This is a genomic window from Methylobacter sp. Wu8 (assembly GCF_036440755.1).
In the GTDB taxonomy this organism is placed as follows: domain Bacteria; phylum Pseudomonadota; class Gammaproteobacteria; order Methylococcales; family Methylomonadaceae; genus Methylobacter_A; species Methylobacter_A tundripaludum_A.
Genome location: NZ_JAZGVT010000075.1, coordinates 1 through 26,160 on the forward strand (window position 1 = coordinate 1; position 26,160 = coordinate 26,160).

A 26,160-nucleotide genomic window follows, 5' to 3' on the forward strand; every position below is an offset into this window, starting at 1 on the left:
TAATTTAGGCAATTACCATGAAGAGCATGAAGACTTAAACCTTTCATGCCGCTTCATGTCCTTCATGGTTAAAAAATGAAAAATAAAACTTGCTCAAGTTATTTCATGCACGTTCCTAAATTAAGCTTTGTAGGAGCCGATAAGGCCGGCCCGGAGAGCGAAAACCAGGGACGGTTTCGTAGCGGAAAGTAACTCGCCTTCGGCTGAGAGAACCCGATTCAAATAACCGTCGCGTTAGCGACGCTTTTCCTCAACCAATAAAGACTGCGTAACATCAGTTAATAAAGTTCGCGGGTATAAATAAAATTATTGTTGCCTCTGAAAATACCAAAAGTGCCGCGGGCGCTTGGGTTATCGTCGAACAGGTCGCCATCATCGCCCTGATCCAAACCATCCCAATTAAATTTCAGCCAAGCCGGAGTAGAGGTAATGACCACATCGGCGAAACCGCCGTGCGTCACGCCGGGAGCGCTTAGAGTAAAACCCGCATCACCGGATACCAAGGGGTTGTTCAACGTAGCCGCCGTCGTCCCGCTATTGGCGAGGTTAAGCGTCAAGCCGTTTCCTACCGTAGGAGCGGTTAGCGCGGTGCAGCTGTCCGCTGTATTCACAACCCAAGCACCGCCATTCCAATATTCAGCCGTCAACGGCATAGGCAGGGCCAGCAATTCGGAGCCGGCGGCATTTTGCAGACTGAGACGGCCGAAACGGATATTTAACGGACTCCCGGTAAATTCTTTGTAAGTAAAAACACTGCCGCCGGCAGCTTCAGGGTTCATATCGGCGTCCTTGACCTTGGGTACTGTCGACACATCGTTATCATTGACCGTCAGGCCAACATTCAAGGACTCGAAAGAACCCCATGTAGCATCGGCAACGTTAGCCCCTGGCCGCATGAACGTACCGTTTACGCTCGTCAGCGTGTAGACGCCGGAAGCCCAGCCGCCATTAGTGGAAAAAGTAAGGCGCGAAGACAAATTCGTCCCATCGTCGCCATTCTCGGCGCCGAAAGCGATCGTACCGGGCGCGTAAGCTCCGGCGTAATTCTGCGTCACGCCATTCGCCGCGTTTTCGGCTTGAGCCACAATGGCTGTGGACAGCGGAATAGGCTGCCCCATGTAGGTATGTTCCTCATCCGTACAAGCATTATCTACCGCAGCAGAGACCCTAAAATGATCGGGCACGAAACGGCCAAACGCTCCCGCTGCGGATGATCCGAACTGGCAGGAATATCGGCTGTTAGACAACGTATTGCTAAAAGATGACGTGCATTCCCCTTTTACTGAGTCCACCTCGGCAAAGGTATCGTCATAAACTGCGTACTGAGCAAGACTGAAATTCCCCACCTCGGAATAGGTCAGGCTGCCTGCCCTGGCAACGCCATTCTCGGCGGCTTCAAATGCAGTAGAACCAAGAACACCGGCATGAGCTAATGTTGTCGTGGTCATTCCCGTGTTAAGGTTCAGCTTGGGTATACCGGTATAATGGGTGGTCGTGGTTGAACCGTATAGCGCTGTCGCGTCCAACCAGAAGGTATCCGATCCCGCCCGAAACACAGGAGCGCCGCTGCTGCCTGTCTGCGTGGCGTTACTCGCCAATGAAAAACCCTGGGGCCGGATCGCAAAGTTGTCCGACGAGCATGAATACACGGGGCCGGAAGTCGTTAAGCGCACCTTAACATTAGGCGCGGCATTGTTGTAGGTAAAACTGAATGTCTTGCGCTGATTACCACTGAAGCTGAAACTGCCGCCGGTCACTGTCACCGGCGATAATACGGAGGCCGGACTGGAACATGTGCCGCTGCTAAGATCCACCAGTTCTATAGCGGTCAATGTCTGGCTGGAAGAACTCCTGGACAATACATCCAGACTGAAAGCCGTATTCGCCATCTTGGTATAAATCGGCGTAGTCGCGGCGGCTCCGACCTCGATCGCGTCAAATCTGCAAGTGGCGAAGGTCAAAGCGCAGGTTTCCGTCGCGCCGTTGAAACACTGCGTCGCGTTACTCGCAGTCGGCGAAGTTCCGGTTGCGCCCAGAGTATCCGAGCGCGAAGTGCCGTCTGTCAAAGTGACCGTCGTTTGACCGCCGCTGAAAGTAATTGGCGATGTGGGTGACCATGTCCCCCCCGTCGTGGTCAGCGTGGTCGTCACGCTGCCCATATAAAGCGCATCGCAATTCGCATTGGCGCAAGCCTTGATTACCACAGTCGCAGCATTGGCCGTACAGGCCGTTCCCCCATGTTCGATTTGAATATGGTGAAGGACCGGGCTGGCAAGCCCCTGAACGGTACAAACTTTCAGCGAATCAATTTCGTGTATGTTGTTTGCGCCGCCGGTGGAGCCGGTAAAGGACAAATTCCAATAAGAAGGGACCGCATTCTGGCTATACCCAGGGTCCTTGACATCGAAAGCCGTGCAACCGCCGGTTATCCCCGGCGGGCAGCCTATCAGGGGCGTATAGGCCGTGCCTCCGCCGGTGGTGTCGCGCTCCACTGAAGTCCAGGCGTGAACACCGTCCGTGTGATCGACAACGACCCGGTAGCGATGAGGAGGACTCGCATCATTGTTGTCGTCAAGCTCAGGACTCAGCGTACCGGTTCCCAGCAGGTAACGATAACCCGACATGCCAGAACCGGAGCCGCGCACGGCTATTGCTTGTGAGATTCCTGTCGCATAGCCACCGAAGCGGCCCTCGGTATTGGTCGAATAGTTGCCGAATTCGTCTAGCGCAATTCCGAGCCAGCCGCCTGCGAATCCGGGACAACCGCCGACCGTCGTACAATCGGAACCTGGGTTGCTTTTTTGGGCATAGCCGAGAGATCCTCCGAAAGCGCCGGCCTCGGGCGCCACGGAGGCATCGGACAGAACCACGGCAACGCCGTCGCCGCCGTTCCCGCCATAAGCGAAGAAATCGAATTCTAAAGTAATCTTGTTGCCCGCTCCCGGGAACAATCTTTGCAGCGTTGCCCAAGTGGCGGCAGTGCCTGAAGCATTGGTCAGCCGCAGCCGGTTACCGTAAATGACTGGGTTTCCAAAAGTCCCGCTTTGGTAGCCGACTGACCAATTGCTTCCAGGAGAAGAGCCGTTCGCGCCGGTAAACGTATCGTTAAAGCAGTTGTTGGTGGAAATTTCGCCGACGGCAAATTCACCAAAAACGGTAATGCCGGTAGCCTGCGTGGAGTAAGCGTTCTTGGTGCCGACGGTCTTTGTCGACCAGATACCCGCGTTCTTTTGCGCGACGATAAAACTGCCGGTGTTGGCTCCCGTATCGACTTCGGTAGCCGTGCATGAAGCGGAGTTGGCGCAAAACCGGAAAGTCGCGGAATAACCGGTCGTGGTTAATGTCCCTGCCGTTAATGTCCAGTAGTGGTTTGCGCTTTTTGTCTCGTCGATACCGGAAGCTCCGGCCAGGGTATCGGGATGATCGTAAGCATCGGCGCGCCCGGACAGAGTACCGGCGACGCTGACAGCGATATTTACCGTGACCGGGGAGTAACCGATACTGTCGCCGACATGGTAGATACAAGCGCTGTTTCCGGCCGGGAATGTCAGCTTCAGGTTGCCGACAACGTAGCCGCTGGTGCGGGTCAGACTGCCGTTTCCTCCGCCGGATGTACAATTTCCAGCCAAGGTTAAGGTGTTCGTGCCTGTAGTCAGCGTGTTTGCATCGAGCGCCAGCGTGCCGCTCAGCGTGGTGGTAACCGAACTGCCGCCGAGAGTGACGCCGTTGGTGTTATTGACCGTCAGATTATTCAGCGCCGTGACGTTGGCGGGTACGGTTACGCCGGTCGAACTGCCGCCGAAAGACAGGCTGGAAGACGACGTCGCCGACAAATTAGCCGGCGTGCCGGCAATCGACGGGCCATTGAGCGTCAATGTGTGCGCCCCGACAGAGAATGTTCCGCTGGTTAACGTCAATGTACCGGAAACCGTAACGTCATTATTCAGCGTAAGACCTGCGGCGTTGTTTAATGTCAGGTTGTTGAAGCCGGTAGCGCCGGTCAGCGACTGCGCCGAGCTGCCCGAAAATATCCAAGCCCCGGTACCCGCAGTCAATGTGCCGCTGTTACTGAAATTGCCGGTCAGCGTAGTCGTGGCGCTGCCCGCGGAATAGCTGCCGGTGTTGGTGAAGCTGCTTCCGAAAGTAACAGCGCCGCTGCCGCCGGAATAGGTGCCCGCATTGCTGAGCGCACCGCTGAGGGTGATGGCGTTGCTGCCGGTATTGGTCAGGGTGCCGCCGGAATTGATGGTCAACGTAGTCAGCGTAGGCGTGTTGACATTCAGCGTCACGTTATGGGTGTTTGCGATGGTCACACTGTCGCCGGCCAGTGGAATACCGCTACGGCATTGCGTCCAGGTTGATGGCGCATTCCAGTTGCCGGTAGCTTGGCTGGTGCAATTGACAGGAGCGAGCTCCCTGATCCGCAAAATCACCGATGCGCCTGTTGGGCTAGTTGTATTCGCGGATCCACCGGATCCAGTCATCGTATAAACGGGAGCGGCAGTGGCGGTTCCGCCGGTCACGGAATGCTCCGAGACGACGAGCGCCATATCGTCTCCGGTACTACTGTTGGTATCGTTTCTCTCGGTAGTAGCTCCGAAAGTTGCGCCCGCGGCGGAAATGGATTCAGTCCAGCTGTTGATCCTATTCCCGTTCACCGAGCTTCCTACAATCAACACGTCCCCGGAAGTAATCCCCGGATTAGCTGCACCGGTGACAGACCATGAAGTTCCAGCCGTATTATCGCTCCCGTTCGTGGCGGCATAACTCCAGGTCGCACCGGAGGCTTTGGTATACCGAAACATCCGCGCCATCGAACTGTTGGCGGAACTGAGCGTTACCGAGAGATTGCCGGACTCGGAACCGAGCGCTTCTTTGACAAAAACGGTGTTGTAGACTGTCCCTCTATCGCCACCCGCTGAACCAAGTCCGCCCGATCCTTGGCCGTTTGCAACCAATGTCCAGCCGGACGGCGTTGCCGGACCATTGGTGGGATACTTATTGCCGACGACCAGCACCAGCAAATGACCGGCTGCGATGCCGCTTGGATACGAAACCGATAGCGATGTACTGCCGGTAGCGGCGCTGCCGCTAGCACCATACGCAACCGCAGCCATTGCCGCATTTTGAGACGATAAAAAAATTGCCATTGCAACAAGAATAAGCACGCATCTTCTTGCAACGGATATAACGCTGTAGTTTTGCAGAAAACGGAACACACTGAAACAGACTCTATTTTTCCAGATCATCATGCTATGCATTTTTTACTCTCTCGCTTGTTCCGGCTTCGTCAATTGTGCTTTGTCATTTCGAGTTCGCGATCGATGCAGTTCGCTCCCCCCGCGTACCTTGTTATTTTACCTGCGATGCGGTCAAGCCGCCCCCTCCCGGCAATCATTTTGATACGGTTGCGGTTAATCGACGTTCAACGCGGTAGTTTCCGACACCGGCGTTAGCCCCTGTGGCGGTAATTTGGTACACATTGAAAGCAGTTGCGCCTTCAGTCCATGGCGTCAGCGCACACGCCACTGTCACGGTATAATTAACCGTGCTTTGAGGAGTCGTTGCGGTCATCGGCACTGTCAATGGCAGGGTGAATTGGCTGAGCGCCGCACAACTGGTGTTTTGAATAGCCTGATAAACGCCCCACTCAATCCCTGTGCGGGCCGCCTGATAGGCCATCGCTCCTTCTTCATCCAGTGCGCTGCTGTGGTGTTGCATCGTAGACACCCGGCCAACCAGAACGGCGATACCGCCTAAGACTACAATGAGGAAAATCGCCATGACCAGACTGAATCCGCGCTGTTTCATATTACGGCACATTTTGGACATGAACCTGATGCAGTAAGGTCACATTGTCTAGCGGATCGGAATTATTGGATAGCGTGAGGCTGATGGTAACCAAACCTGAACGTTGGGCGGACCCAGGCGCATAAGTAAAGCTGCATGCCGTCACCCCCGATGCCAATAATGCGTTGCTTCCCCCGACCGGCACTTGCGCGGCCGGCGGCGCAATGGGAAATCCTGCGTAACGGATGAGCCTGCCTGTCGTTAAATCGCAAAGGTAGCGTACTTGTTCATGGACAATCTGGAAGCGCTGCGCGGGCGATTCGTGCGGCAGCGGATTGGTTGAAGTAATTGACACATTGGCAACCGTTCCGGTAACCGAAGCGGCGCGGCGGACATGTGTGCTCAGCGTATTACCCTCGTAGGCGTCCGCTCCGGGATCGCCCAGGTTAGACACCACAATCTGGTCTCCGGCTGCGATAGTTACGGGGGGCCCCAGTACATCGAAGCTGGTGTCGGCAGCGATAAAATCGAGAATATCCCCCGCCCCCGCATCAAGCGCGGCACGATAACGACCACCGCCGGTAGTCGCCAAAAAATCAAGGTAGCGGCTGTTGCCGGAAATATTTATTCTTACGCTGTTCGGCAACGCCAGACGTATATCGCGCGCCATGCGCCGTAAAGCGGTATCCGCCGTATCGGACAGGTCGGCGCGGTTGAGCGTATCAAAATAGCCTTCTAAGGGCCTGACAAAGCCGGCTGCCAATACACCGATTATTCCGGTAATCACTATCACCATGACGGCTTCAATTAGGGTGAAGCCGGATTGGCTGCGGTTGCGGGATAGCATCACATCGACTCCTGCGGCGTATAGCGGGTGCGGTAACTTTCCAACACCACGGTTGTATCGAGGGGACCGGTGACAGTGACGGTGATGTGCAAGGCCGCGCCGCTGGCGAGTGCGATGCTGCTGTCGACAGGTCCCAAATCGCTGGCAGCGACGGCCACACTGGCCGTGTATCCATCCAGCTCTGGAATTATCGCGTCGGTGATGTCGCGAATGCTCGCTACCGGACAGCCGGGGGTTGCCATGCAGTAACCGTTGTAATCATTGACATTATCGAAGGGGGTGAGGCCGCTACGTGTCTCGCCGGGTTCCGGCGCAGTGTTGTTCTCTGACAACGCGGCGCATTCAGTATAATTGCTTGCCGTCTCGATATTGGCGTCGTCCGGGTCACACCAGGTAAACGGCATCAGTTCGATTTCTTCCAGCAACGCTTCCGCAATGGCCAGCGCTTGCTTTTTAGCCACCGGGTCGGCTGAATGCTGTACGTTGTAATTGATCGAAGCAATAACCCCCGCCATCGCCACGCCGACGATGACCATGAATATAACCAATTCTATCAGCGATAAGCCTTGTTGACGGTTAAACACAGTTTTCGACTCCCTGATGCACATAGCCCGTTTCGGGCTCCAGGCAAACATAGCGAACCACATCACCGCCGGATATGGTAAAAATTCTGACGGATGTCATCGGTACCGATAACATCGGTGCTGCCACGTCCAGAAACGGCTGCCCTAGTCCATTGAAAGTCACGTTGCCGGGATTAGTCAAGTCTTCGGGATTGCTCACGCCGCCGGAATAAGCGACGTTAACGCCGGTCAACGCCGGGTAGTTTTCGCCGCCGACAGTCACTTCGCAAGCGTCGCCCACGTTGACCGTTACCGCGCTTCGTTGCGCAATCGCCAGCTTCTGAGCCATTCTAATGGAGGCTTTGACGGTCTCAACGCAACCGGCGGCCGAATGACTCGTAAAATTAATCCGGGACGAGGCATAGGCCGACAATATACCCATGATAACCATGATCACGATCAATTCTATCAGCGAAAAGCCGTTGCATCGCTTACTCATGGGACACCGATTCAAACAGTTTTTGTACCGGTTTTGACTGCGGCCGTTTACCCATCAGTATCTTGGCTTGCTCGATCGCTTTGGCGTGCTCCCCGACAAAATCCAGGCAATGCACGTATTCGATTTGAGCCTCATCCGAATTCGGTTGCCGGCTTTTGACGTAATTGATCCAGGCCATGATGTCCTGATGTGAAGCCGGTTGTTTAAGCATGCTTCCGTATTGGCGATGCAGAGCGATTTTCTCCAGCAAACTATTGACTTCAAGCGGGTTAACTTCAAATCCTTGGCTAAAAACGGCGTTACCCTTATCCAGCAGCTCTGGCCTGTTCTGGGCAACGCCCTGATCCCGCCAAATGATGCCCTCTTTCCAGTAGTAACTAGCAGTTAGCGGCTGCAAAGTCCGCGCAACGCCACTCCAAAACAAGGCGTGCTGCGCGTCTCCGATCAGCAATCGGTACGAACTGTAATTGGCTGCACCCAAGGCAAGAGCGGGCAAGCTCAACCATGCCACCAGACCGATCGCCAGTGCGTTACCGATAAAACCGGAACGCAAACCTAAAAAATGTTGCGCCGATATTTTCGGCAACTGCCAATGAGTTGCGCCCATATCGATGAGTTGCTGATTGATAATCCCCAGATAAGCTCCAAAAACAGCCATCAACACCGGAATATAAAAAGGATAGTCCACCAACGCATGAGCCAACATCGAGGTGATGGCTGCCGCAGACAAGATAAGCGGCAAGCACTGCCTAGCCATTGCCTGCTGCCGGAATTTGAACAATTGTCCGTACACCGCAGCAATCAGTAACAAAAACAAACCCAAGCCCAACAGGCCGGTTTCCAGCGCAAATTCCAGATAGTCGTTGTGAACGAAAATTATGCGTCTATCGAGAAATGGCGGTACTTTATGAGCTTCAAAATAATAGCCGAAATTATAATAGCCGATTCCCAGCCACAACTGCTCGGCCAGGCCCCGCCAAGCAACCTGATATATTTCCCAACGGTTTGAGGTATCGCCATGACTGAGCGTGGCGAAAACCGGATCCATGCTCCAGCTGGCCAGCCCCAGCCAGGCATAAAATTTAAAAAAAACCAAAACGGCGAGGAAGCCGACCGCTACTGCCCGGTAACGCCTCCACTGTTCAACGACTGAAGTTTGCCCGACAAAGGTTATAAAAAACAAAATGCCTGACAATAGCCCCAAGTAACCGCCACGGCTTTGCGTTGTGAGTAATCCTGCAAACAGCAACAACGTCAACCCATACACACCGCGCCCGCCGCGCCCCAGCAGGTAAAAGCCGAGAACCGGCATCAAACCGAGATTAAGCATCGTCGCCAAGGTATTAGTGCTCGAAAACAGCGCCACGGAGCGCGCGCTTTTTCCACTCAAAAATCCCCAGCCGGTCAGCCATTGCACCAGCGCCCAAACAGCAATCAGGGCAACAATTGCACAAAATATCTTAAAGCCTGTTTGCGTCAGCCAGACAGGGCGGTACGAAGCGACAATAAAAGCAATCAACAGTGTAAAGGGGAAATAAATGCCGCCAGCGTAATAGGCGGGATTGAGATACAACGTATTAGTAAACAACAGCAGGCAAAAGCCGATTAATGCGGAATTAATCCATGACAGCGTAAAAAGCCGCTCTTGCTGCAAACAAGCCAATGCTGCCAATAAGCATAAGCCCAACCACCAGAAAAGAAAATCGATGTAGCGAGATGTCTGCAATAAGCAAAGCAAGGCGGCAATGACAAAAAAGGGCGCGAACGCCCTTTTTGAGATTGAAACGAATTTCAAGGCCGTTTAGCCATTATCCAGAACAAACAGAAGAATCAAGAGAAAACGATTTAGTTATACCACCGCTAGTATAGGTAACGGCTCCGCTGCATGTTGCTGTTGAAATGGTTACGCCTGCCGGCAAAATGACTTGATCGCTTATAACTGAAAACGCATTAGCGGTTTTTTGTTTGGCATAGGAAATTGCTGCCGCCGATTGAATTGCGGCGATCGTTCCATCTAACACAGCCTTCTTGGCATCATCATCCAAAGACTGCAATTTCGGTAACGCCGTCGCCGCCAAAATACCCAGAATTACGATAACGACAACCAGTTCGATTAAAGTAAAACCTGATTGAGCCTTTCTAAATTGTGTGTTCATAATTATCTCTTATTAAAAAAGTTAAGGCCTCGGCCTATAGTCTTAGAGCCGCAGCTCTTGTATTAGTGTAATGTAATCACTAAAAATTTACAACTTTTCTACCCCTCTGCACCGCAAAATAAATAACACCTGAGCGCGACAAAAGCATATAGACTGGCGGTCAAGATGCATGCACCGAAAAGCCGGTGGTAGCTAAATAAAATCCGCTCGATAAAATGATGATTTCTGTTGAGCCAGGACGACGCATGTTCTGTACCAACCCAGCGATTGGCCGATGCCTCAATATCGCGCAGCAGACTGGGTTTGCTCAACACGACACCACCAATCAGCGCCGCCAACAGGCTACCGATCAGTAGCAATGACACCAGAGCATCCGACAACCACCAGTACTTCTCAGGTATCAACGTTGAAATGACTCTAAGATTGTAGCGAAACAGAAAAGTATGCAACACAAATAGGGCCCCGATCAGTACACCCGCCCCCATCAGACGATGATGCCGGTAAATAAAAGGCTCTATCCGCCGCCGACAATCAAGCTGCACGGCGATTTTTTCAGTGCAGATCCAGCGGGAAACCTGCTGATTCAAACGCATCAACTGTTCAGGCTTAAGCAGCATTGCTACTCCCACCAGAATACCCGTAATGCTGCCACCGAAGAAAAACATCAGCGATGATTGCAGCAGAACTTGATTCAATATGTCCATGGCGTTAAGGATATATTCGGTTTAAAAATCCACACAGCCTCTCGGTATTTACCGAGAGACAATAAACTAACATCCTGATGTGGTCACAATACTGATAACAGGGGCGGCATTAGCAACGGGTTCGGTGTAGGTGAATGAGCAGTTGGCCGGAGAACTGCCGCCGCGAACTTGAAAAGTCGCCGTCGTTCCTGACACCGTGTAGTCATAACCTTCTGCCTGCAATTCTGTCAGACTTGGATTAAATACGGTTGTCAGGCCTGCGGCAGTCAATATGCCTCCAGATGTACCTATTGCGGTAACCGCAGGGTAACCATTAACCAGATTAATAATGCCTGCCTCACTACACAGAGTACCTGTTCCACTGGTAGAGTTGTTAGCCGTACCGCCGCCGGCAGGGCAAGCCGCCGTATCGGCTCTACCGTTGCGGGCAAACAAGGTGGCATGAACCATAGCCGAGGTGGCCGCAACGCTGCCGCGCGCCGCATTAAGCTTGGCAATACGGGCATCAAGCTGCAAATTGGTCAATCGCGGCAACGCTACCGCCGCCAATATGGCCAGGATGACGATGACAATGATCAGTTCAACCAGGGTAAAACCTTTTGATTTAAACATTTTAGTTATTTTCGCAGAGTTCGACATATGGAAATTCTACACCTTACCGTTTGTGTCATATAGTTTTTTTCATGGGTTTAAACGTTGTTATGCAGCAATTTAAGATTTATGAGGCTCCGCCCCCTCTTAATCAGGCGCCAAATCCACCCCGCCCATTGCGCCCTGTGAAGCGCGATTAAGCTTGGCGGTGCTGGTCAATCGGTAGCGTATTTGACGGCCATCGCTAAAAACATACACTAAGCGCTTGGCTTTAGTATCGAAATACCAGACAGATCGAACGCCCGCAGGCGCTTCTGCGAACTCGCCGCTATAATTGTTCGGACGCCCGCCCAACAGCAGCAGCGGATTGAGATTTTCTATCTCGCCGGCGGAAAACGATTGCCCGGTCGCATTACGGTGAACCCACAGTTCGCGCAACTCCCAACGCATATTGGCCAAGTCGGCTTCCATCGTTATCGTCTCGGCTCGGCCTTGCACGCGATTAAGAGCAGACGTCAAACCGAAGGTCAGCATGGAAACAATGCTGATGTAAATTGCAAAGCCAAAAAGGCTTGCACCGGATTGCGATAGTTTTATTTTCGGTTTCATAGCTAGGTTTTGTGCAACGACGCTCTGCCAAGATCCCATATCGGCAGAAAAATACCTAAAGCCAGAATAAGCACGAGCACACCCAAAAATATGATCATAATCGGCTCTACTCTAGCCCCCAAAGTTTTAATTTCATATTCGACATCGCGCTGATACATGTCGGCAATTTCTTCCATCAAATCATCCAATGCACCCGATTCTTCACCAACGGCAATCATTTGCAGCACCAAGGAATTAAAGATGCCGGCATTAGTCGCTGTGCGCAAAATCGTTTCGCCGCGCTCGACGCCTTGGCGCATTTGCTCCACTTTATGCGCGATAAAGTCGTTATCGACGGTTTGCGCCACCAGGGTTAATGTGCTCATGATCGGCACGCCGCTTTTACTGGACAGCGCAAAGGTTCTGGCAAAACGCGCCATGCTTGCCTTGTGGATAATTGCACCGGCAATAGGAATTTTTAATTTAAAGCTGTCCCATTGATATTTACCGTTAATTGATGTGACATGGGCGCGAAAAAGCAATCCCGCCACCACGATACCTACCAGCAAATACGGCCACGAGGTCACCATAAAATCAGAAAAGCCCAACAAAACCCTAGTCATTAACGGTAACGCCGCCCCCATATTTGCAAACACTTTGGCAAATGCGGGAATAACGAACAGGTTAATGACAACAATCGCCACAACCATCGCCGCCATGACAAATGTAGGATAGCGCAACGCCGCCTTGATCTGCTCCCGCATAAATTTTTCAAATTCCAGGTAATCGACCAGACGCAGAAATACCCTGTCCAGCATGCCGGTAGTTTCGCCGACGCGTATCATGCTGATATAAAAACTGTTGAATACTTTCGGATGCTGGTTGAGCGCGGCGGATAACTCGTGGCCGCTATCAAGACTCGCGCGAACCTCGGAAATCACCTCGACAAATGCTTTATTTCTGATCGATGTCAGCTGAACATTCAGTGCACTCATAATAGGAATACCGGCTTTGAGCAAGGTGTACATTTGCCGGCAAAACATCATCACATCAACCAGTTCTATACTCTCTTGAAACAGATTAATCGACAGATTGCTCTCGGGGGAAGGCGCTGAGCCGGGCAGGATTTCAACCGGAGTAATGCCGAGATTGAAAACCTGTTTTGCGATTGCACTACGATCAGGCCCCTCCAACACGCCTTTAACCAGCTCGCCTTTATTGTTACGGCCTTTGTATGAAAAAAATGGCATATAGTTTTGTCAGTGATTGGCTAATGTAGAAGGAACGATGCCTCAGATGCAATAAAAAATACCGAATGAGAAAGCCGAAACACACAATAGCGTATTAGTTTAGCTTATTTTCCATATGATCACTCCGGTAGTCGATGGAAAAATGATATTTAAAAACTTCCCCCTCAACTTAAGACGTCTTTCGCATCAAAGGAACATCCAATTTAGGCGCACTCAACCACCCATTCATATCCACACCGGACAGGACTGGAAAAATCAGTAGAAAATGCACTGATTCCGGTCAGTTAATACGGATGAACTGCTATTTTTGGTGCAAATGCTACATGAATAATTACCAGAAATAGCTCAACTTACTGAAATATAAAGATATAATAAATTGGCATAGTTAATGCTTATTCATTTACAAGTTTAGTAGCTTCTCCTCACCTCTTTCCTGAGTGTTGTACCTTCAGCGCCCTATTTTCTCGACTAGGGCGCTTTTTTTTGCCTGATACTTTCAAGTCACCGGATTAACTGATCCTGACAAAAAGCTTGATATTTTTTACTCTCCCTGGACTTTACTTTCCAGCATGAGTAAACGAAAAAAGGGATTGTGACCAATCACAATCCCTTTTTATATCCTTAAGCCGCTCTTTGTTAAGAACGGCAATAACTGCGGATTATTCCGCGTCGACTTCCTTCATACTCAATCTGACTCTGCCTTGACGGTCTATTTCAAGCACCTTGACTTTGACCACATCGCCTTCATTGAGCCTGTCGCTGACTTTATCGACACGTTCGTCCGAAATTTGCGAGATATGAACCAAGCCGTCTTTACCGGGAAGGATGGTAACAAAAGCACCGAAGTCCATTAATCTGACGACTCTGCCTTCATAAGTTTTACCGACTTCAACTTCAGCGGTGATTTCTTCGATCAGCCGGCGCGCTTCTTCGCCGGCAGCCTTATCAACGGATGCCACTTTCACGATACCGTCATCAGTCAAATCAATGCTCGCTCCGGTCTGCTCGGTGATGCTGCGGATGGTTGCGCCGCCTTTACCGATAACTTCGCGGATTTTGGCCGGATCGATTTTGAAGGTGATGATACGCGGTGCGAAATCGGACATTTCTTCACGCGTGGTGGACAAGGCTTTATTCATCTCGCCCAGGATATGCAAACGACCGTGTTTTGCTTGGTCCAGAGCCGTTTTCATGATTTCCGCGGTGATGCCATCGATTTTGATGTCCATTTGCAGCGCGGTAATACCGTCTACTGAACCGGCGACTTTAAAGTCCATATCGCCCAAGTGATCTTCATCGCCCATGATGTCCGACAATACCGCAAAGCTGTCGCCTTCTTTAATCAGGCCCATCGCGATGCCGGCAACCGGCGATTTAATCGGCACGCCAGCATCCATTAACGCCAAGCTGCTGCCGCAAACCGAGGCCATAGAGCTTGAGCCGTTGGATTCGGTGATTTCGGAAACCACGCGGATGGTGTACGGAAATTCATCCATATTAGGCAATACGGCGGCAACGCCGCGTTTCGCCAAGCGGCCGTGACCGATCTCGCGACGTTTTGGCGAGCCGACAAAACCGGTTTCGCCAACGCTGTACGGAGGGAAATTGTAGTGCAGCATGAACGGCTCTTTGTACTCGCCGGCCAATGCATCGATGATTTGGGCATCACGCTGTGTTCCCAGTGTTGCAACCACGATAGCCTGAGTCTCGCCGCGGGTAAATAATGCCGATCCGTGGGTTCTTGGCAATACGCCCGTTCTAATCGTAATCGGCCTGATTTTGTCCAAATCGCGCCCATCGATACGTTTACCTTCGTTAAGAATCGCGTTGCGAACAATGCGGTATTCCAGGTGTTCGATAATGCCGCGTATGTCGTTTTCTACATACTCGCCGTTAGCCACCAGTTTTTCAACCACGACATCCCTGATCTCTTTCAGTTTTTCCTGTCTGACCAGTTTCTCGGCGATTTGGTAAGCAGCTTTAATGCCCTCTTCAACTTCGTCAGTGACCAGTTTTTTAAGTTCGGTGTTAACTTCAGGGGCCACCCACTCGACGACGCCCGCACCGGCAGCATTTGCAAATTCGTTAATGGCGTTAATCGCAACCTGCATTTGCTCGTGGCCGAATAAAACCGCACCCAGCATCACTTCTTCCGACAAATTGTCGGCTTCAGACTCGACCATTAATACCGCATGCGCGGTTCCCGCAACGACCAATTCCAGTTGCGACTCTTTTAATGCGTCAGGGCTTGGATTTAATAAATAGCCGCCGTCTTTATAACCTACTGTGGCTGCGCCTACCGGGCCGTTAAAAGGCAATCCTGAAACAGCCAAGGCGGCAGAGGCGCCCAATAAAGCGGGAATTTCGGGATTAACTTCAGGATTCAACGATACGACGGTTGCAATAATCTGGACTTCGTTGGTATAGCCCTCTGGGAAAAGAGGACGGATAGGACGGTCAATCAAACGGGACGTTAAAGTCTCTTGTTCACTGGGACGACCTTCTCTCTTGAAAAAGCCGCCCGGTATTTTACCGGCTGCGTAAGCTTTTTCTTGATAGTTAACAGTCAATGGAAAAAAGTCGCCGCCACTTGCCTGTTTTTTACCGACGACGGTAACCAACAGCGTTGTACCATCGACGTCGATCATAACAGCGCCGTCTGCTTGACGCGCTATTTCACCAGTTTCTAATTTAACGAGTCGATCGCCGTATTGAAATTCTTTCCTGATAGGATTCACTATAAGGTTCCTTTGCGAGGTTAGTTGAGGATTGTTTGCGGGCTACGCTAATCGCTGTTGAGCGCTAGGGTAGGCCCGACCTACAGCAAAAACGGCACCGAGGTTGTGCCGTTTCTTTGTACTGTTACTTACGTAAACCGAGACGTTCAATCAGAGAACGATAACGGTTGCCGTCTTTATTTTTTAGATAATCCAGCAATTTACGACGCTGATTAACCATGCGCAACAGACCGCGGCGCGAATGGTTGTCTTTTTTGTGTTCTGCAAAGTGCGGTGTTAAATGGGTGATATGCGCTGTCAATAAAGCAATCTGTACTTCAGGCGAACCCGTGTCGGTTTCGGACAGACGATATTCTTCTACGACCGCTTTTTTTTGTTCTGCAGTAAATGGCATTTGTAATCCCTATTTAGATTAAAAATTAAAAAAATAAAGCCGCCAACCGGCGACTCCTTATGTACACTGTTTCCGCGATAGGGTGTAGAAACAGGTGTATTCTTTCTGCCTGGACGTATAGATCAGGCAGGATCGTTGCTCATATTGAACAACTTCTTCGGCGCTAGTTTACCATCCAAACGCATTTCTCCCAAGCCTAAAAACACCGCGTCATTATACATGCGCACCGTACCTTGCTTCGCTTCCGGGCTTGTGCTTGGCAGCGCCAAAAGGTCGAGTGTCTGACCGTGTTTTATGCAGATTGTCTGTTCACCGGACAACTGCACGGAGGGCAAAGCTTCCAGCGGTTTATCGACATTAATCAGGCATTGGAACAAACTTTGCCGGTCCATTGCCGTCAGCTGTTCGATGGTCCTGGCATTTTTAATACTGAACTGGCCCGCTTCCAGCCTGCGCAATTCCTTTACCGTGCCGCCGCAGCCCAGGTCGTGGCCGATGTCTTCGGCCAGCGAACGGATATAAGTGCCTTTTGAGCAAAACACGTCCAACGTCAACCGATCTTTGGAAAAATCCAGCAGCTTAAGTTCGAATATGGTGATGCGCCTGGCTTTGCGCTCGACGGTTTTACCTTCCCGCGCCAGTTCATACAGCTTTTTACCGTTCTGTTTCAAAGCCGAATACATCGGCGGAACCTGATCGATTTCGCCGGTAAACTTTTCCAGACAGGCCAGGATTTCGTCAACGGACAGTTCAGGCACCGGCTTGGTTTCTATCACCGCGCCTTCGGCATCGCCGGTATCGGTCATGATCCCGAGTTGAACCACAACCCGGTAACGCTTGTTGTCGTCCAGCATTAGCGCCGATACTTTAGTCGCTTCGCCGAAACAAAGCGGCAACAAACCCGTAGCCAGAGGATCGAGACTACCGGTATGCCCGGCTTTATTGGCGTTAAACAAGCGCCTGACTTCCTGCAAGGCTCTGTTTGAAGATACGCCCAAGCGCTTATCCAACAACACTATGCCGTGAATATTGCACCCGGACTTGCGTTTACTCATGCAGCCTAACCTTCGTCTTGCTTGTCCTGATCGGAATCAATCGGTTTATCCAAGTCGCTTAACAGTTCCGCAACGCGCATGCCGGTATCAAACGAATCATCGTAATAAAACCGCAATTCGGAGATATGCCTCAAGCGCATCCTTTTGGCTAATTGGTGCCGGATTACAGGCGCCAGCTCGTTCAGCACTTTAACATTAGCGCGCTTGCCCTGCTCGTCGACATTCAATACCGTGACGTACACTTTGGCAACGGCAAGGTCCTTGGTGACTACAACTTCATTGATAGTAATAAAGCCCAGCCTGGAATCATCAATATCACGTTGCAGGATAAAAGAAAGCTCTTTCTGCATCTGCGATGATACACGGGCGTTACGACCAAATTCTTTTGCCATGAGGTTTACAGTTCCCGCTTCACTTCGATACGTTCAAACACTTCGATCTGGTCGCCGGGCTGTACATCGTTGTAATTTTTTACACCGATACCGCATTCCATGCCCATTTTGACCTCGTTCGCGTCGTCTTTAAAACGACGTAAAGATTCCAATTGCCCTTCAAAGATAACCACGTTATTACGCAGAACCCGTATCGGCAGATTTCTCTTCACATACCCGTCAACGACCATACAACCGGCAACCGCGCCGAATTTCGGCGATTTAAATACATCGCGCACTTCGGCAAGACCGACGATCTGTTCTTTAATTTCAGGCGCCAACATGCCGCTGATGGCTTTTTTAACCTCATCGATCGCCTCATAAATGATGCTGTAGTAATGCAGGTCAATGCCTTTTTCTTCGATCAGTTTTCGTGCAGTCGCATCGGCCCGGACATTAAAGCCCATCAGAATCGCACCGGAAGCCAACGCCAAATTCGCATCGCCTTCATTAATGCCGCCGACGCCGCCGAAGACGACCTTGACCTCGACCTCGTCGTTCGACAAACCGACCAAAGAGCTGCGCAACGCTTCCAGACTGCCCTGAACATCGGTTTTAAGCACCAGATTGACACTGGCGATTTCACCGGTCGTCATTCTGGAGAATACTTCGTCCAGCTTAGAGGCTTGCTGCACCGCATGTCGGGACAGCTTCTTGCGGTCTTCGCGGTGCTTGGCCAAATCTTTAGCGATGCGCTCGTTTTGTACTACCAGGAATTCATCACCGGCATTCGGTGTGCCTGAAAGCCCCAGAATCTCAACCGGCGCACAAGGCCCGGCTTCTTTAATCGACACGCCGTTCTCGTTGAACATGGCTCTAACGCGGCCGTATTCATGACCGCACAGCACCATTTGACCGCTTTCCAGCGTACCTTTTTGAATCAGCACCGTTGCCACGACACCGCGGCCTTTATCAAGCCTTGATTCAATAACAATACCCGATGCCGCACCTTCGACAGGCGCTTTCAATTCAAGGATTTCAGTCTGGACAATCAACGCTTCGATCAAGTCATCGATACCTTCGCCGGTTTTTGCCGAAATTCTCAGGAATTGCACATCGCCGCCCCACTCTTCGGCCAACACGTTAATATTGGACAGTTCCTGCATCACTTTGTCAGGATTCGCGTCGGGCTTATCGATCTTGTTGATTGCGACGATAATCGGCACATTGGCGGCTCTGGCATGTTCGACCGCTTCCTTGGTCTGCGGCATAACACCGTCATCGGCTGCGACTACGACAATGACCACGTCGGTAACATCGGCCCCTCTGGCGCGCATTGCAGTAAATGCGGCGTGACCCGGTGTATCTAAAAAGGTCACCGAACCGTGATCGGTTTTTACCTGATAGGCACCGATATGCTGGGTAATACCGCCAGCCTCACCGGCTGCAACACGGGTTTTACGGATATAATCCAGCAGCGAGGTTTTACCGTGATCGACATGTCCCATAATGGTAACGATCGGCGCTCTGGGCAATTCCACACGATTATCATCGTCTGCCTGCGCCTCAGCCAGCATTTCCTGCTCAAGATCGTCATCACTCTGCATGATGGCTTTGTGACCCATTTCTTCAACTAAAATAACCGCGGTTTCTTGGTCTATGCTTTGATTGATAGTCGCCATAATACCGAGCTTCATCAGATGCTTAATCACCGTGGCGGCCTTAACGCTCATCTTTTGCGCAAGATCGGACACAATAATCATTTCCGGAATGGTGACTTCTTTTATGATCGGCTCAACCGGCATTTCAAACTGATGTTTACCTTCTGGCTTCACATTGACGCGCTCAGTCTTCTTACCTTTTTTCTTAGCTTTCTTGGTGTCTCTGCCGCCAGCGCCGGCACGCGAACTTTCTTCCTGTTTTTTTCTATGCAGGATTTCTTGCTTGGCTGATGCCTGCTGCCTTACTTTTTCAGCGTTTCTTTTGATCGACTCTTCAAGACGAAGATCTTTTTCGTGTTGTTTTTTTCTGGCTTCTGTCGATTCTTTGGCTTTAACCAATGATTCATAGTCGGTCTCTGCTTCGAGATCCAATACCGGCGAGACTTCAGCTTCTTCTTCAACTGCCAGGGATGGCGAAAGTGTCTCAATCGGCTGGGAAGCAATATGTTCAACTTCAGGCTCGGCAGTTACTTGCTCTTCAACAGCAGGCGTAGCTTCCGGCGCAACAGCGGCTTCTTTCTTTTGCTCCAAAACAGTTTCTTGCGCCTTTACCGGCTCTTCCGCTGTAGGAAAACTTTCAGTTTGCGGCGCAACCTGCCCTTTAACAGCTTGCTTGGCTAACTCCAAGTTCCTTTGTTCGTCAGACTCGGTTACTTCGCTGCGTTTTATGTAAGTTTTCTGTTTGCGGATTTCAACGCTGATCGTTTTGGTAGTGCTGCCTGGTACGCTTGCCTGCTTAAGCTCACTGACAGTCCGGCGCTTTAACGTCACTCGTTTCAGCGAACCTTCGGCCGCACCTTCATCCTTACCATGGCGTTTGCGCAAATGCGCGAGTAGCTGCATCTTTTCGTCTTCATTGATGACATCATCAGGGGCACTCGCAGATAATCCTGCTTCTTTCAGTTGCTCTAATAATCGTTCCAGAGGTATTTTCACTACCTCAGCTAATTGCCGTACCGTTTTATTACTCATTTCAACCCCTTACCTACTCGCCTATTCCTCAGCAAACCAAGGCTCACGCGCCTTCATAATCAATTTTGCCGCCCGATCTTCATTCATTCCTGGAAAATTCAACAAATCGTCTACCGATTGCTCCGCCAAATCATCCATTGTAATAATACCTTGACTGGCCAGGTCATAAGCCAAATCCCTGTCCATACCTTCCATTTCCAGCAAGTCCTGTGCGGGCTCGGCCGTTTCTATTTTTTCTTCAGCGGCAATAGCGCTAATCAACAAAGCGTCTTTAGCACGGCTTCTGAGCGCATTCACCAGTTCTTCGTCAAAACCTTCAATTTCCAGCATTTCACTGACCGGAACATAGGCGATTTCTTCAACCGTATTGAAACCTTCTTCAACCAGAATCAATGCAATATCCTCATCGATATCCAATTGTTCGACAAACAACTGCTTTATCTTGTCAGCCTCGGCTTCGCTGTTTTCTTCCGCCTTAGAGGCGTCAATGACATTCAGTTCCCAACCGGTTAACTGTGTTGCAAGACGCACATTCTGTCCGCCACGGCCTATAGCTTGAGACAAATTATCCGAGCTTACCGCCAAATCCATGCTGTGCTTGTCTTCGTCAACGACGATAGACTGGATTTCAGCCGGCGACATCGCATTAATCACAAACTGAGCATCGCTTGCGTTCCAAAGAATAATATCAACGCGCTCTCCGGCCAGTTCATTCGAAACCGACTGGACTCGCGATCCTCTCATGCCGACGCAAGCGCCGACCGGATCCAATCTTGGATCATTGCCTTTGACGGCAATCTTGGCTCTGGAACCCGGATCACGCGCAGCGCCCATCACTTCAATCAAGCCTTCACCGACTTCAGGCACTTCAAGACGAAACAGCGCAATCAGCAATTCCGGTGCGGTCCGGCTGACAAACAATTGCGGGCCGCGAGGCTCTGAACGCACATCCTTTAAATAACCCCTGATTCTGTCGCCGATACGAATCGCTTCCCGAGGAATCATATCTTCTTTAGCGATATAAGCTTCCACATGTCCACCCAAATCCAGGTAGACGCAGCCTTTTTCAATGCGTTTTACGATACCGGTAATCAGTTCGCCCACGCGGCTCTTATAAGCATCGACAATTTTCTTGCGCTCAGCTTCCCTGACTTTGTGGATGATAACCTGTTTGGCGGTTTGTGCGGCGATACGTCCGAAATCGACAGACTCGATCTCTTCTTCGATCAAATCGCCGACTTTAACATCGGGATTATCAAGCTTTGCAACTTCCAGCAGTATTTGCGTTTCCGGAAACTCCACATCACCGTCAATTTGATTGTTGGCATCAACCACTTCCCAGACCCTATAAGTAACATAGTCGCCGGTTTTTCTGTTAATGCTGACACGGGCTTTGATTTGATTTGCGTGGCGCTTGATTGTAGCCGCTTCTAATGCTGATTCTATAGCCTGAAAAACTATTTCTTTTTCAATATCCTTTTCATTAGAAAAAACATCAACCACCAACAAAATTTCTTTATTTGCCACTGCGTCCTCCTTTTTCAATTAAATACTCAGGCACCAACCGCGCTTTGCTCATCGCGGCAAATGGAACCTCAAAAACCTGACCATTGTCCTGAAGCGTAACAATATCGCCTTCAACTTTTTCTATCAGGCCTGTAATTTTTCTGCGGCCATCGATGGCTTTAAATAAATTCACCAAAACCACGCTGCCGACATAGCGTTCGAACTGGCTCACTTTAAAAAAAGGCCTGTCCGCACCCGGTGAAGAAACCTCTAACTGATAATTCCCTTGAATGGGATCTTCGACATCCATGACCCCACTGATTTGATGACTGACTTTAGTGCAGTCATCAACAAGAATTCCGTTCTCGCTGTCGATGTAGATTCTTAACAGACCATGCCTAGGATGAGGATTATATTCAATACCTACGCATTCATAACCTAAACCTTCAACAATTGGCTCAATCAGACTAACCAAATGCTCAGGAGCCTGTTTCATTTTTTCCTCACTTACTTTCGCACAAAAAAAAAGAGCCTAAGGCTCTTCCATTGACAATCATCTACAGACTTCCAAATCACCAAAGCCCAGAAAACAAAAAACCCCAAAATGGGGTTCTCGGCAACCGCTTCATGCGGCGCTCTAACTCCTGCATCCATGCAGTCCTATGTGGTAGCGGGGGCAGGATTTGAACCTACGACCTTCGGGTTATGAGCCCGACGAGCTACCAAGCTGCTCCACCCCGCGATTGATTTGTGCATTATAGGGCATTCTCAGGATTTAGCAAGCTATTTATTACTTTAGCTTCTATATACTAATAATTACGCTGTCCCAGCCTGTTTAATTCCAAATTTGCGCATTTTCTCAAACGCATAATCCTCCAAAGCATTAATGATTTCCCTATTTACATTTTCGTCTCGGCGCAACTCATCTAATCGACTGAAATAATCATCAAGCACAATACCGGAACCCGTTTGACGCCTGCTTAACCGGCTAACACAAAACGCATTCCAGTTTTGCAGCTCATCAGCCCTCAAGGTTTCCGGGTAATTTCTGGCACGATACCTAAACAACATTTCCGGCAACCGGCTATCGATAAATTTGAATGTAGAGTCCGCTAATTGCCTTGGTTGCATATTTCTGATTTTAAACATTTGACCTTTATCGCTTTCAGAAAAAAAACCGCCACTGTAAATTTCCAAATCAGGATCGGAGCCCTGTTCGGCGTAGTTTTGGCCGCTAAAAACTGCCGCCACCTTATCAGCCAATCCGATAGCCGCTTTAATCTTATCGATGTTGGCATAGCACAGCGCCAGATCGACTTCCAGCCTCTGCGCATCTTCAGGCCTGATAACAGACACTGGCGCCAAGACAGGACATTTGTTGATATGCACGGTTTTTAGCGGAATTCTTGCCACATCTTCCGGCAGATCGGCGGTAGCCGTAAAAATTCTTTGCTGAATTTCCCCGACGGACAGCTCCAGCATAGGCCCGGGATCAATGGACAAATCATAGACGATCACGCCGTTAGTATTAGCAGGATGCTTACAAACAGGAAGCACTATGGCTAAACAATGTTTAGATGCGGGATATTTTCCTGAAACATGCACCACCGGCTTAAAACTGCCAAACTGAAGCAAGTTAAGAGCTTCGGCTTTGATCCGATGTTGAAGCAGAAACTGGTAGAGTTTAGGCTGCGCTTGTTTGACCAGCTTGGCGATCGCGATGGTTGCGTAGACATCCGAAAGCGCATCATGCGCCGCCTCATGGGCTATATTGTTAGCCTGAGTAAGCTGGTCCAACCTGAAACTGGGACCGCCTTGTTCGTTAACCGGCCATACAACACCCTCAGGCCGCAAGGCTCTGGCCGCCCTGACCACATCGATCAGATCCCAGCGGGAGTTGCCATTTTGCCATTCCCTTGCGTAGGGATCATAAAAATTACGGTAGAGACAATTCCGGGTAACTTCATCATCAAAACGAAGGCTGTTATAGCCAAGAGTGCAGGTATTGGGCTGAGCCAATTGCTGATGAATCAGGCGAATAAATTCGGCTTCGCAAACGCCTTTTTGCTCGGCTAACTGAGGGGTGATTCCGGTAATTAAACAGGCCTCGGGATGAGGAAGGCAGTCTGCCGCCGGTTTGCAGTAGACAACCAAAGGATCGTCTACGATATTGAAATCAAAATCGGTACGAATCCCGGCAAACTGAACAGGCCTGTCTCTTCTAGGATCCGTACCGAATGTTTCGTAGTCATGCCAATAAAAGGTTTGCGTACCACTCATTATTTTCGACCATTGCGGGCAATGAAACCCCAAGAGGCTTTAGGCGATGCCTATATTGCAGGAGCCGTTGCGCCCAGCTTGACAACCTTAATTGCTTGAAGCCAAAGCCCTTAAGACATCTGTACGACTGACAATTCCAACCAACTCATTATCCTGAAAAACAGGAAGACTTCTGACCGACGTCTGTTCAAACTTCTCAGCCAAATCGACAATACTGGCCTCGGCGTCGACACTAACGACTTCCGTGCTCATATAGTCGCCAACCTTGCCGCTCATACTTTGGTTGTAGACCGCCTCCAAAACAATTCTCATGACGTCCTTTTCCGAAAACATACCCAGTAACTGGCCTCTCTGGTCGACAACCGGAGCACTGGTGATTTTATGATCCAGTAATTTTTTTACGGCGTCGACTATATTGGCGTCCTTGGCAAGCGTAACCAATCTTTTCGACATGTAATCTGCAACAGCAATTTTTGCCAGCATCGTGAACTCCTGATTGTTGTTATAAAAACCGGAAGCTTTACAGCGTAGCCCAACAACCGAAAAAGAAGCACCGGATAGTTAGAGCCAGCCTACAATCCCTGATTTAAACGAGCCTCCGCATCCATTTTCTTTCTTTTATCACATTTTTCCACACAAACACAATCACCGCCGTTCGCCACTCCGCCGCATGACCCCTTAATAGCGCGTCTACCGAAGATAACACCTACCGCCATAATGGCAACAACAACAGCCATAAACACAAAAGTCACTAGAAAATAAGCCATGGTATCACCCCGTAAAGTTTGTAAAGGCCCACAATAAAAAAACGAGGAGTGGTACTAGCCGCACTCCTCGTTTGATTTGATGCTTCCGATTCTATCCTTGCGAAAAACAAGCTTTAAAAAAAAGATAGAATCTCAAGATTGCTTATCCGCCGAAATCATCCAGCAAGATATTTTCCGGCTCTACGCCATTATCCAACAGCATCTTGATCACCGCCGAGTTCATCATCGGAGGTCCGCACATGTAAAACTCGCAATCTTCCGGCGCCGGATGATTCTTAATGTATTCTTCAAACAGAACATTATGAATAAACCCGGTATAGCCCGTCCAGTTATCTTCCGGCAACGGGTCAGACAGCGCAACATGCCACTCAAAATTATCATTTTCCTTGGCCAGCATGTCGAAATCTTCTACATAGAACATTTCCCGCTTACTACGCGCACCATACCAGAAGCTCATTTTACGCTTGGATTTCAGCCTGCGTAATTGATCGAAGATATGCGAACGCATCGGGGCCATACCCGCGCCGCCGCCGATAAAGACCATCTCGTTTTGAGTGTCTTTAGCGAAAAACTCACCGTAAGGACCGGAAACAATACATTTATCGCCGGGCTTCAGGTTAAAGATAAAAGAAGACATGATCCCTGGAGGTACGGTATCCGGCGCGCCTGGAGGCGGTGTCGCAATACGCACGTTCAGCATGATTTCTTTTTCTTCAGGATAACTCGCCATCGAATAAGCGCGCAATGCAGGCTCTTTTACGGTAGAGACATAACGCCACAAATTAAACTTATTCCAATCGTCGCGGAAGCGTTCTTCGACATCGAAATCACTGTATTTGGAAACGTGCGGAGGACATTCGATCTGAATGTAACCGCCGGCGCGATAGTTGATTTCTTCGCCTTTCGGCAACTCCAGCACCAGCTCCTTGATGAAAGTCGCAACGTTATGATTCGATTTAACCGTACATTCCCATTTTTTGACGCCGAAGACACTGTCTTCGACTTCAATGTCCATGTTGTGCTTAATCGAAACCTGACAAGCAAGACGCTCTCCGTGAGCCGCTTCCCGTTTGCTGATGTGGCTTAATTCAGTGGCTAAAATTTCTCCGCCGCCTGAATTGACTTTCACCTTGCATTGCCCGCAAGTACCGCCGCCGCCGCAAGCCGATGAAACGAACAAACCGTTATCCGCCAACGCGGTTAATAACTTCGAACCTACAGGCACATGAATTTTCTTTTCGTCATTGATCAGAATTTCCACATCGCCTTCTGCGACCAATTTGTTTTTCGCACCGATTATGACAAATACCAGCGCGATAACAATGCCCGTAAAAAGAATAATCCCTAAAAGAATTTCAAGCATGTTGT

The 26,160-nt window shown here is 50.2% G+C and carries 22 protein-coding genes and 1 tRNA gene; all 23 read right to left on the reverse strand.

Translation table 11 applies throughout. The features are described 5' to 3' along the window. Positions 1-278: 278 nt before the first annotated feature. The gene (locus V3O24_RS16870) at positions 279-5,261 is read right to left on the reverse strand and encodes a DUF6701 domain-containing protein (protein WP_331308120.1); all 4,983 of its coding nucleotides are present in this window, start codon (positions 5,259-5,261) and stop codon (positions 279-281) included. 133 nt (positions 5,262-5,394) lie between these two features. Then, positions 5,395-5,811 carry a hypothetical protein gene (locus tag V3O24_RS16875; RefSeq protein ID WP_331308121.1) on the reverse strand — a complete coding sequence of 139 codons (417 nt, stop codon included), beginning with the start codon at positions 5,809-5,811 and terminating at the stop codon, positions 5,395-5,397. Between the two features lies 1 nt (position 5,812). Next, positions 5,813-6,637: a type II secretion system protein gene (locus tag V3O24_RS16880; protein WP_348529996.1), complete on the reverse strand. Its 825-nt coding sequence runs from the start codon at positions 6,635-6,637 to the stop codon at positions 5,813-5,815. Further along, on the reverse strand, positions 6,637-7,221 hold the full coding sequence (locus tag V3O24_RS16885; protein WP_331308123.1) for a prepilin-type N-terminal cleavage/methylation domain-containing protein: 585 nt from the start codon (positions 7,219-7,221) through the stop codon (positions 6,637-6,639). The genes V3O24_RS16880 and V3O24_RS16885 overlap by 1 nt, the downstream gene beginning before the upstream one ends. Next, on the reverse strand, positions 7,214-7,699 hold the full coding sequence (locus V3O24_RS16890; RefSeq protein WP_331308124.1) for a type II secretion system protein: 486 nt from the start codon (positions 7,697-7,699) through the stop codon (positions 7,214-7,216). Before V3O24_RS16890 ends, V3O24_RS16885 begins: the two co-directional genes overlap by 8 nt. Then, a complete protein-coding gene (locus V3O24_RS16895; protein WP_331308125.1) occupies positions 7,692-9,425 on the reverse strand; it encodes an O-antigen ligase family protein in 1,734 nt (577 codons plus the stop codon). The genes V3O24_RS16890 and V3O24_RS16895 overlap by 8 nt, the downstream gene beginning before the upstream one ends. 82 nt (positions 9,426-9,507) lie before the next feature. After that, a complete protein-coding gene (locus V3O24_RS16900) occupies positions 9,508-9,855 on the reverse strand; it encodes a type II secretion system protein (RefSeq protein ID WP_331308126.1) in 348 nt (115 codons plus the stop codon). A 98-nt stretch (positions 9,856-9,953) separates the two neighbouring features. Continuing rightward, positions 9,954-10,559 (reverse strand): hypothetical protein, encoded by a 606-nt coding sequence (locus tag V3O24_RS16905; RefSeq protein ID WP_331308127.1) that lies wholly within the window; start codon positions 10,557-10,559, stop codon positions 9,954-9,956. 66 nt (positions 10,560-10,625) lie between these two features. Continuing rightward, the gene (locus V3O24_RS16910; RefSeq protein WP_104424632.1) at positions 10,626-11,171 is read right to left on the reverse strand and encodes a prepilin-type N-terminal cleavage/methylation domain-containing protein; all 546 of its coding nucleotides are present in this window, start codon (positions 11,169-11,171) and stop codon (positions 10,626-10,628) included. A 126-nt stretch (positions 11,172-11,297) separates the two neighbouring features. Next, a complete protein-coding gene (locus tag V3O24_RS16915; RefSeq protein WP_331308128.1) occupies positions 11,298-11,759 on the reverse strand; it encodes a hypothetical protein in 462 nt (153 codons plus the stop codon). A 2-nt stretch (positions 11,760-11,761) separates the two neighbouring features. Continuing rightward, a complete protein-coding gene (locus tag V3O24_RS16920; protein ID WP_104424630.1) occupies positions 11,762-12,988 on the reverse strand; it encodes a type II secretion system F family protein in 1,227 nt (408 codons plus the stop codon). 659 nt (positions 12,989-13,647) lie between these two features. Next, entirely contained in the window at positions 13,648-15,726 is a 2,079-nt protein-coding gene (gene pnp, locus V3O24_RS16925) for a polyribonucleotide nucleotidyltransferase (RefSeq protein ID WP_104424629.1), read from the reverse strand. A 124-nt stretch (positions 15,727-15,850) separates the two neighbouring features. Beyond that, a complete protein-coding gene (gene rpsO / locus V3O24_RS16930) occupies positions 15,851-16,120 on the reverse strand; it encodes a 30S ribosomal protein S15 (protein WP_104424628.1) in 270 nt (89 codons plus the stop codon). 122 nt (positions 16,121-16,242) lie between these two features. Next, positions 16,243-17,175 carry a tRNA pseudouridine(55) synthase TruB gene (truB, locus tag V3O24_RS16935; protein WP_331308129.1) on the reverse strand — a complete coding sequence of 311 codons (933 nt, stop codon included), beginning with the start codon at positions 17,173-17,175 and terminating at the stop codon, positions 16,243-16,245. 5 nt (positions 17,176-17,180) lie between these two features. Continuing rightward, the gene (gene rbfA, locus V3O24_RS16940) at positions 17,181-17,567 is read right to left on the reverse strand and encodes a 30S ribosome-binding factor RbfA (RefSeq protein ID WP_104424626.1); all 387 of its coding nucleotides are present in this window, start codon (positions 17,565-17,567) and stop codon (positions 17,181-17,183) included. Positions 17,568-17,572: 5 nt separating this feature from the next. Next, positions 17,573-20,239 (reverse strand): translation initiation factor IF-2, encoded by a 2,667-nt coding sequence (gene infB / locus V3O24_RS16945; protein ID WP_104424625.1) that lies wholly within the window; start codon positions 20,237-20,239, stop codon positions 17,573-17,575. Positions 20,240-20,260: 21 nt separating this feature from the next. Next, positions 20,261-21,766 (reverse strand): transcription termination factor NusA, encoded by a 1,506-nt coding sequence (nusA, locus tag V3O24_RS16950; protein WP_104424624.1) that lies wholly within the window; start codon positions 21,764-21,766, stop codon positions 20,261-20,263. Further along, complete coding sequence (rimP, locus tag V3O24_RS16955) at positions 21,756-22,241, reverse strand: ribosome maturation factor RimP (protein ID WP_104424623.1); 486 nt, start codon at positions 22,239-22,241, stop codon at positions 21,756-21,758. The genes nusA and rimP overlap by 11 nt, the downstream gene beginning before the upstream one ends. 169 nt (positions 22,242-22,410) lie before the next feature. Next, positions 22,411-22,487 (reverse strand) — tRNA-Met (locus V3O24_RS16960). Positions 22,488-22,561: 74 nt separating this feature from the next. Next, on the reverse strand, positions 22,562-24,025 hold the full coding sequence (gene sbcB, locus V3O24_RS16965; protein ID WP_331308130.1) for an exodeoxyribonuclease I: 1,464 nt from the start codon (positions 24,023-24,025) through the stop codon (positions 22,562-22,564). An 87-nt stretch (positions 24,026-24,112) separates the two neighbouring features. Beyond that, complete coding sequence (locus V3O24_RS16970) at positions 24,113-24,508, reverse strand: CBS domain-containing protein (RefSeq protein WP_104424621.1); 396 nt, start codon at positions 24,506-24,508, stop codon at positions 24,113-24,115. 89 nt (positions 24,509-24,597) lie between these two features. Continuing rightward, entirely contained in the window at positions 24,598-24,792 is a 195-nt protein-coding gene (nqrM, locus tag V3O24_RS16975; protein WP_104424620.1) for a (Na+)-NQR maturation NqrM, read from the reverse strand. Positions 24,793-24,934: 142 nt separating this feature from the next. After that, positions 24,935-26,155, reverse strand: a complete 1,221-nt coding sequence (gene nqrF, locus V3O24_RS16980) for an NADH:ubiquinone reductase (Na(+)-transporting) subunit F (RefSeq protein ID WP_104424619.1) — start codon at positions 26,153-26,155, stop codon at positions 24,935-24,937. Positions 26,156-26,160 lie beyond the last annotated feature (5 nt).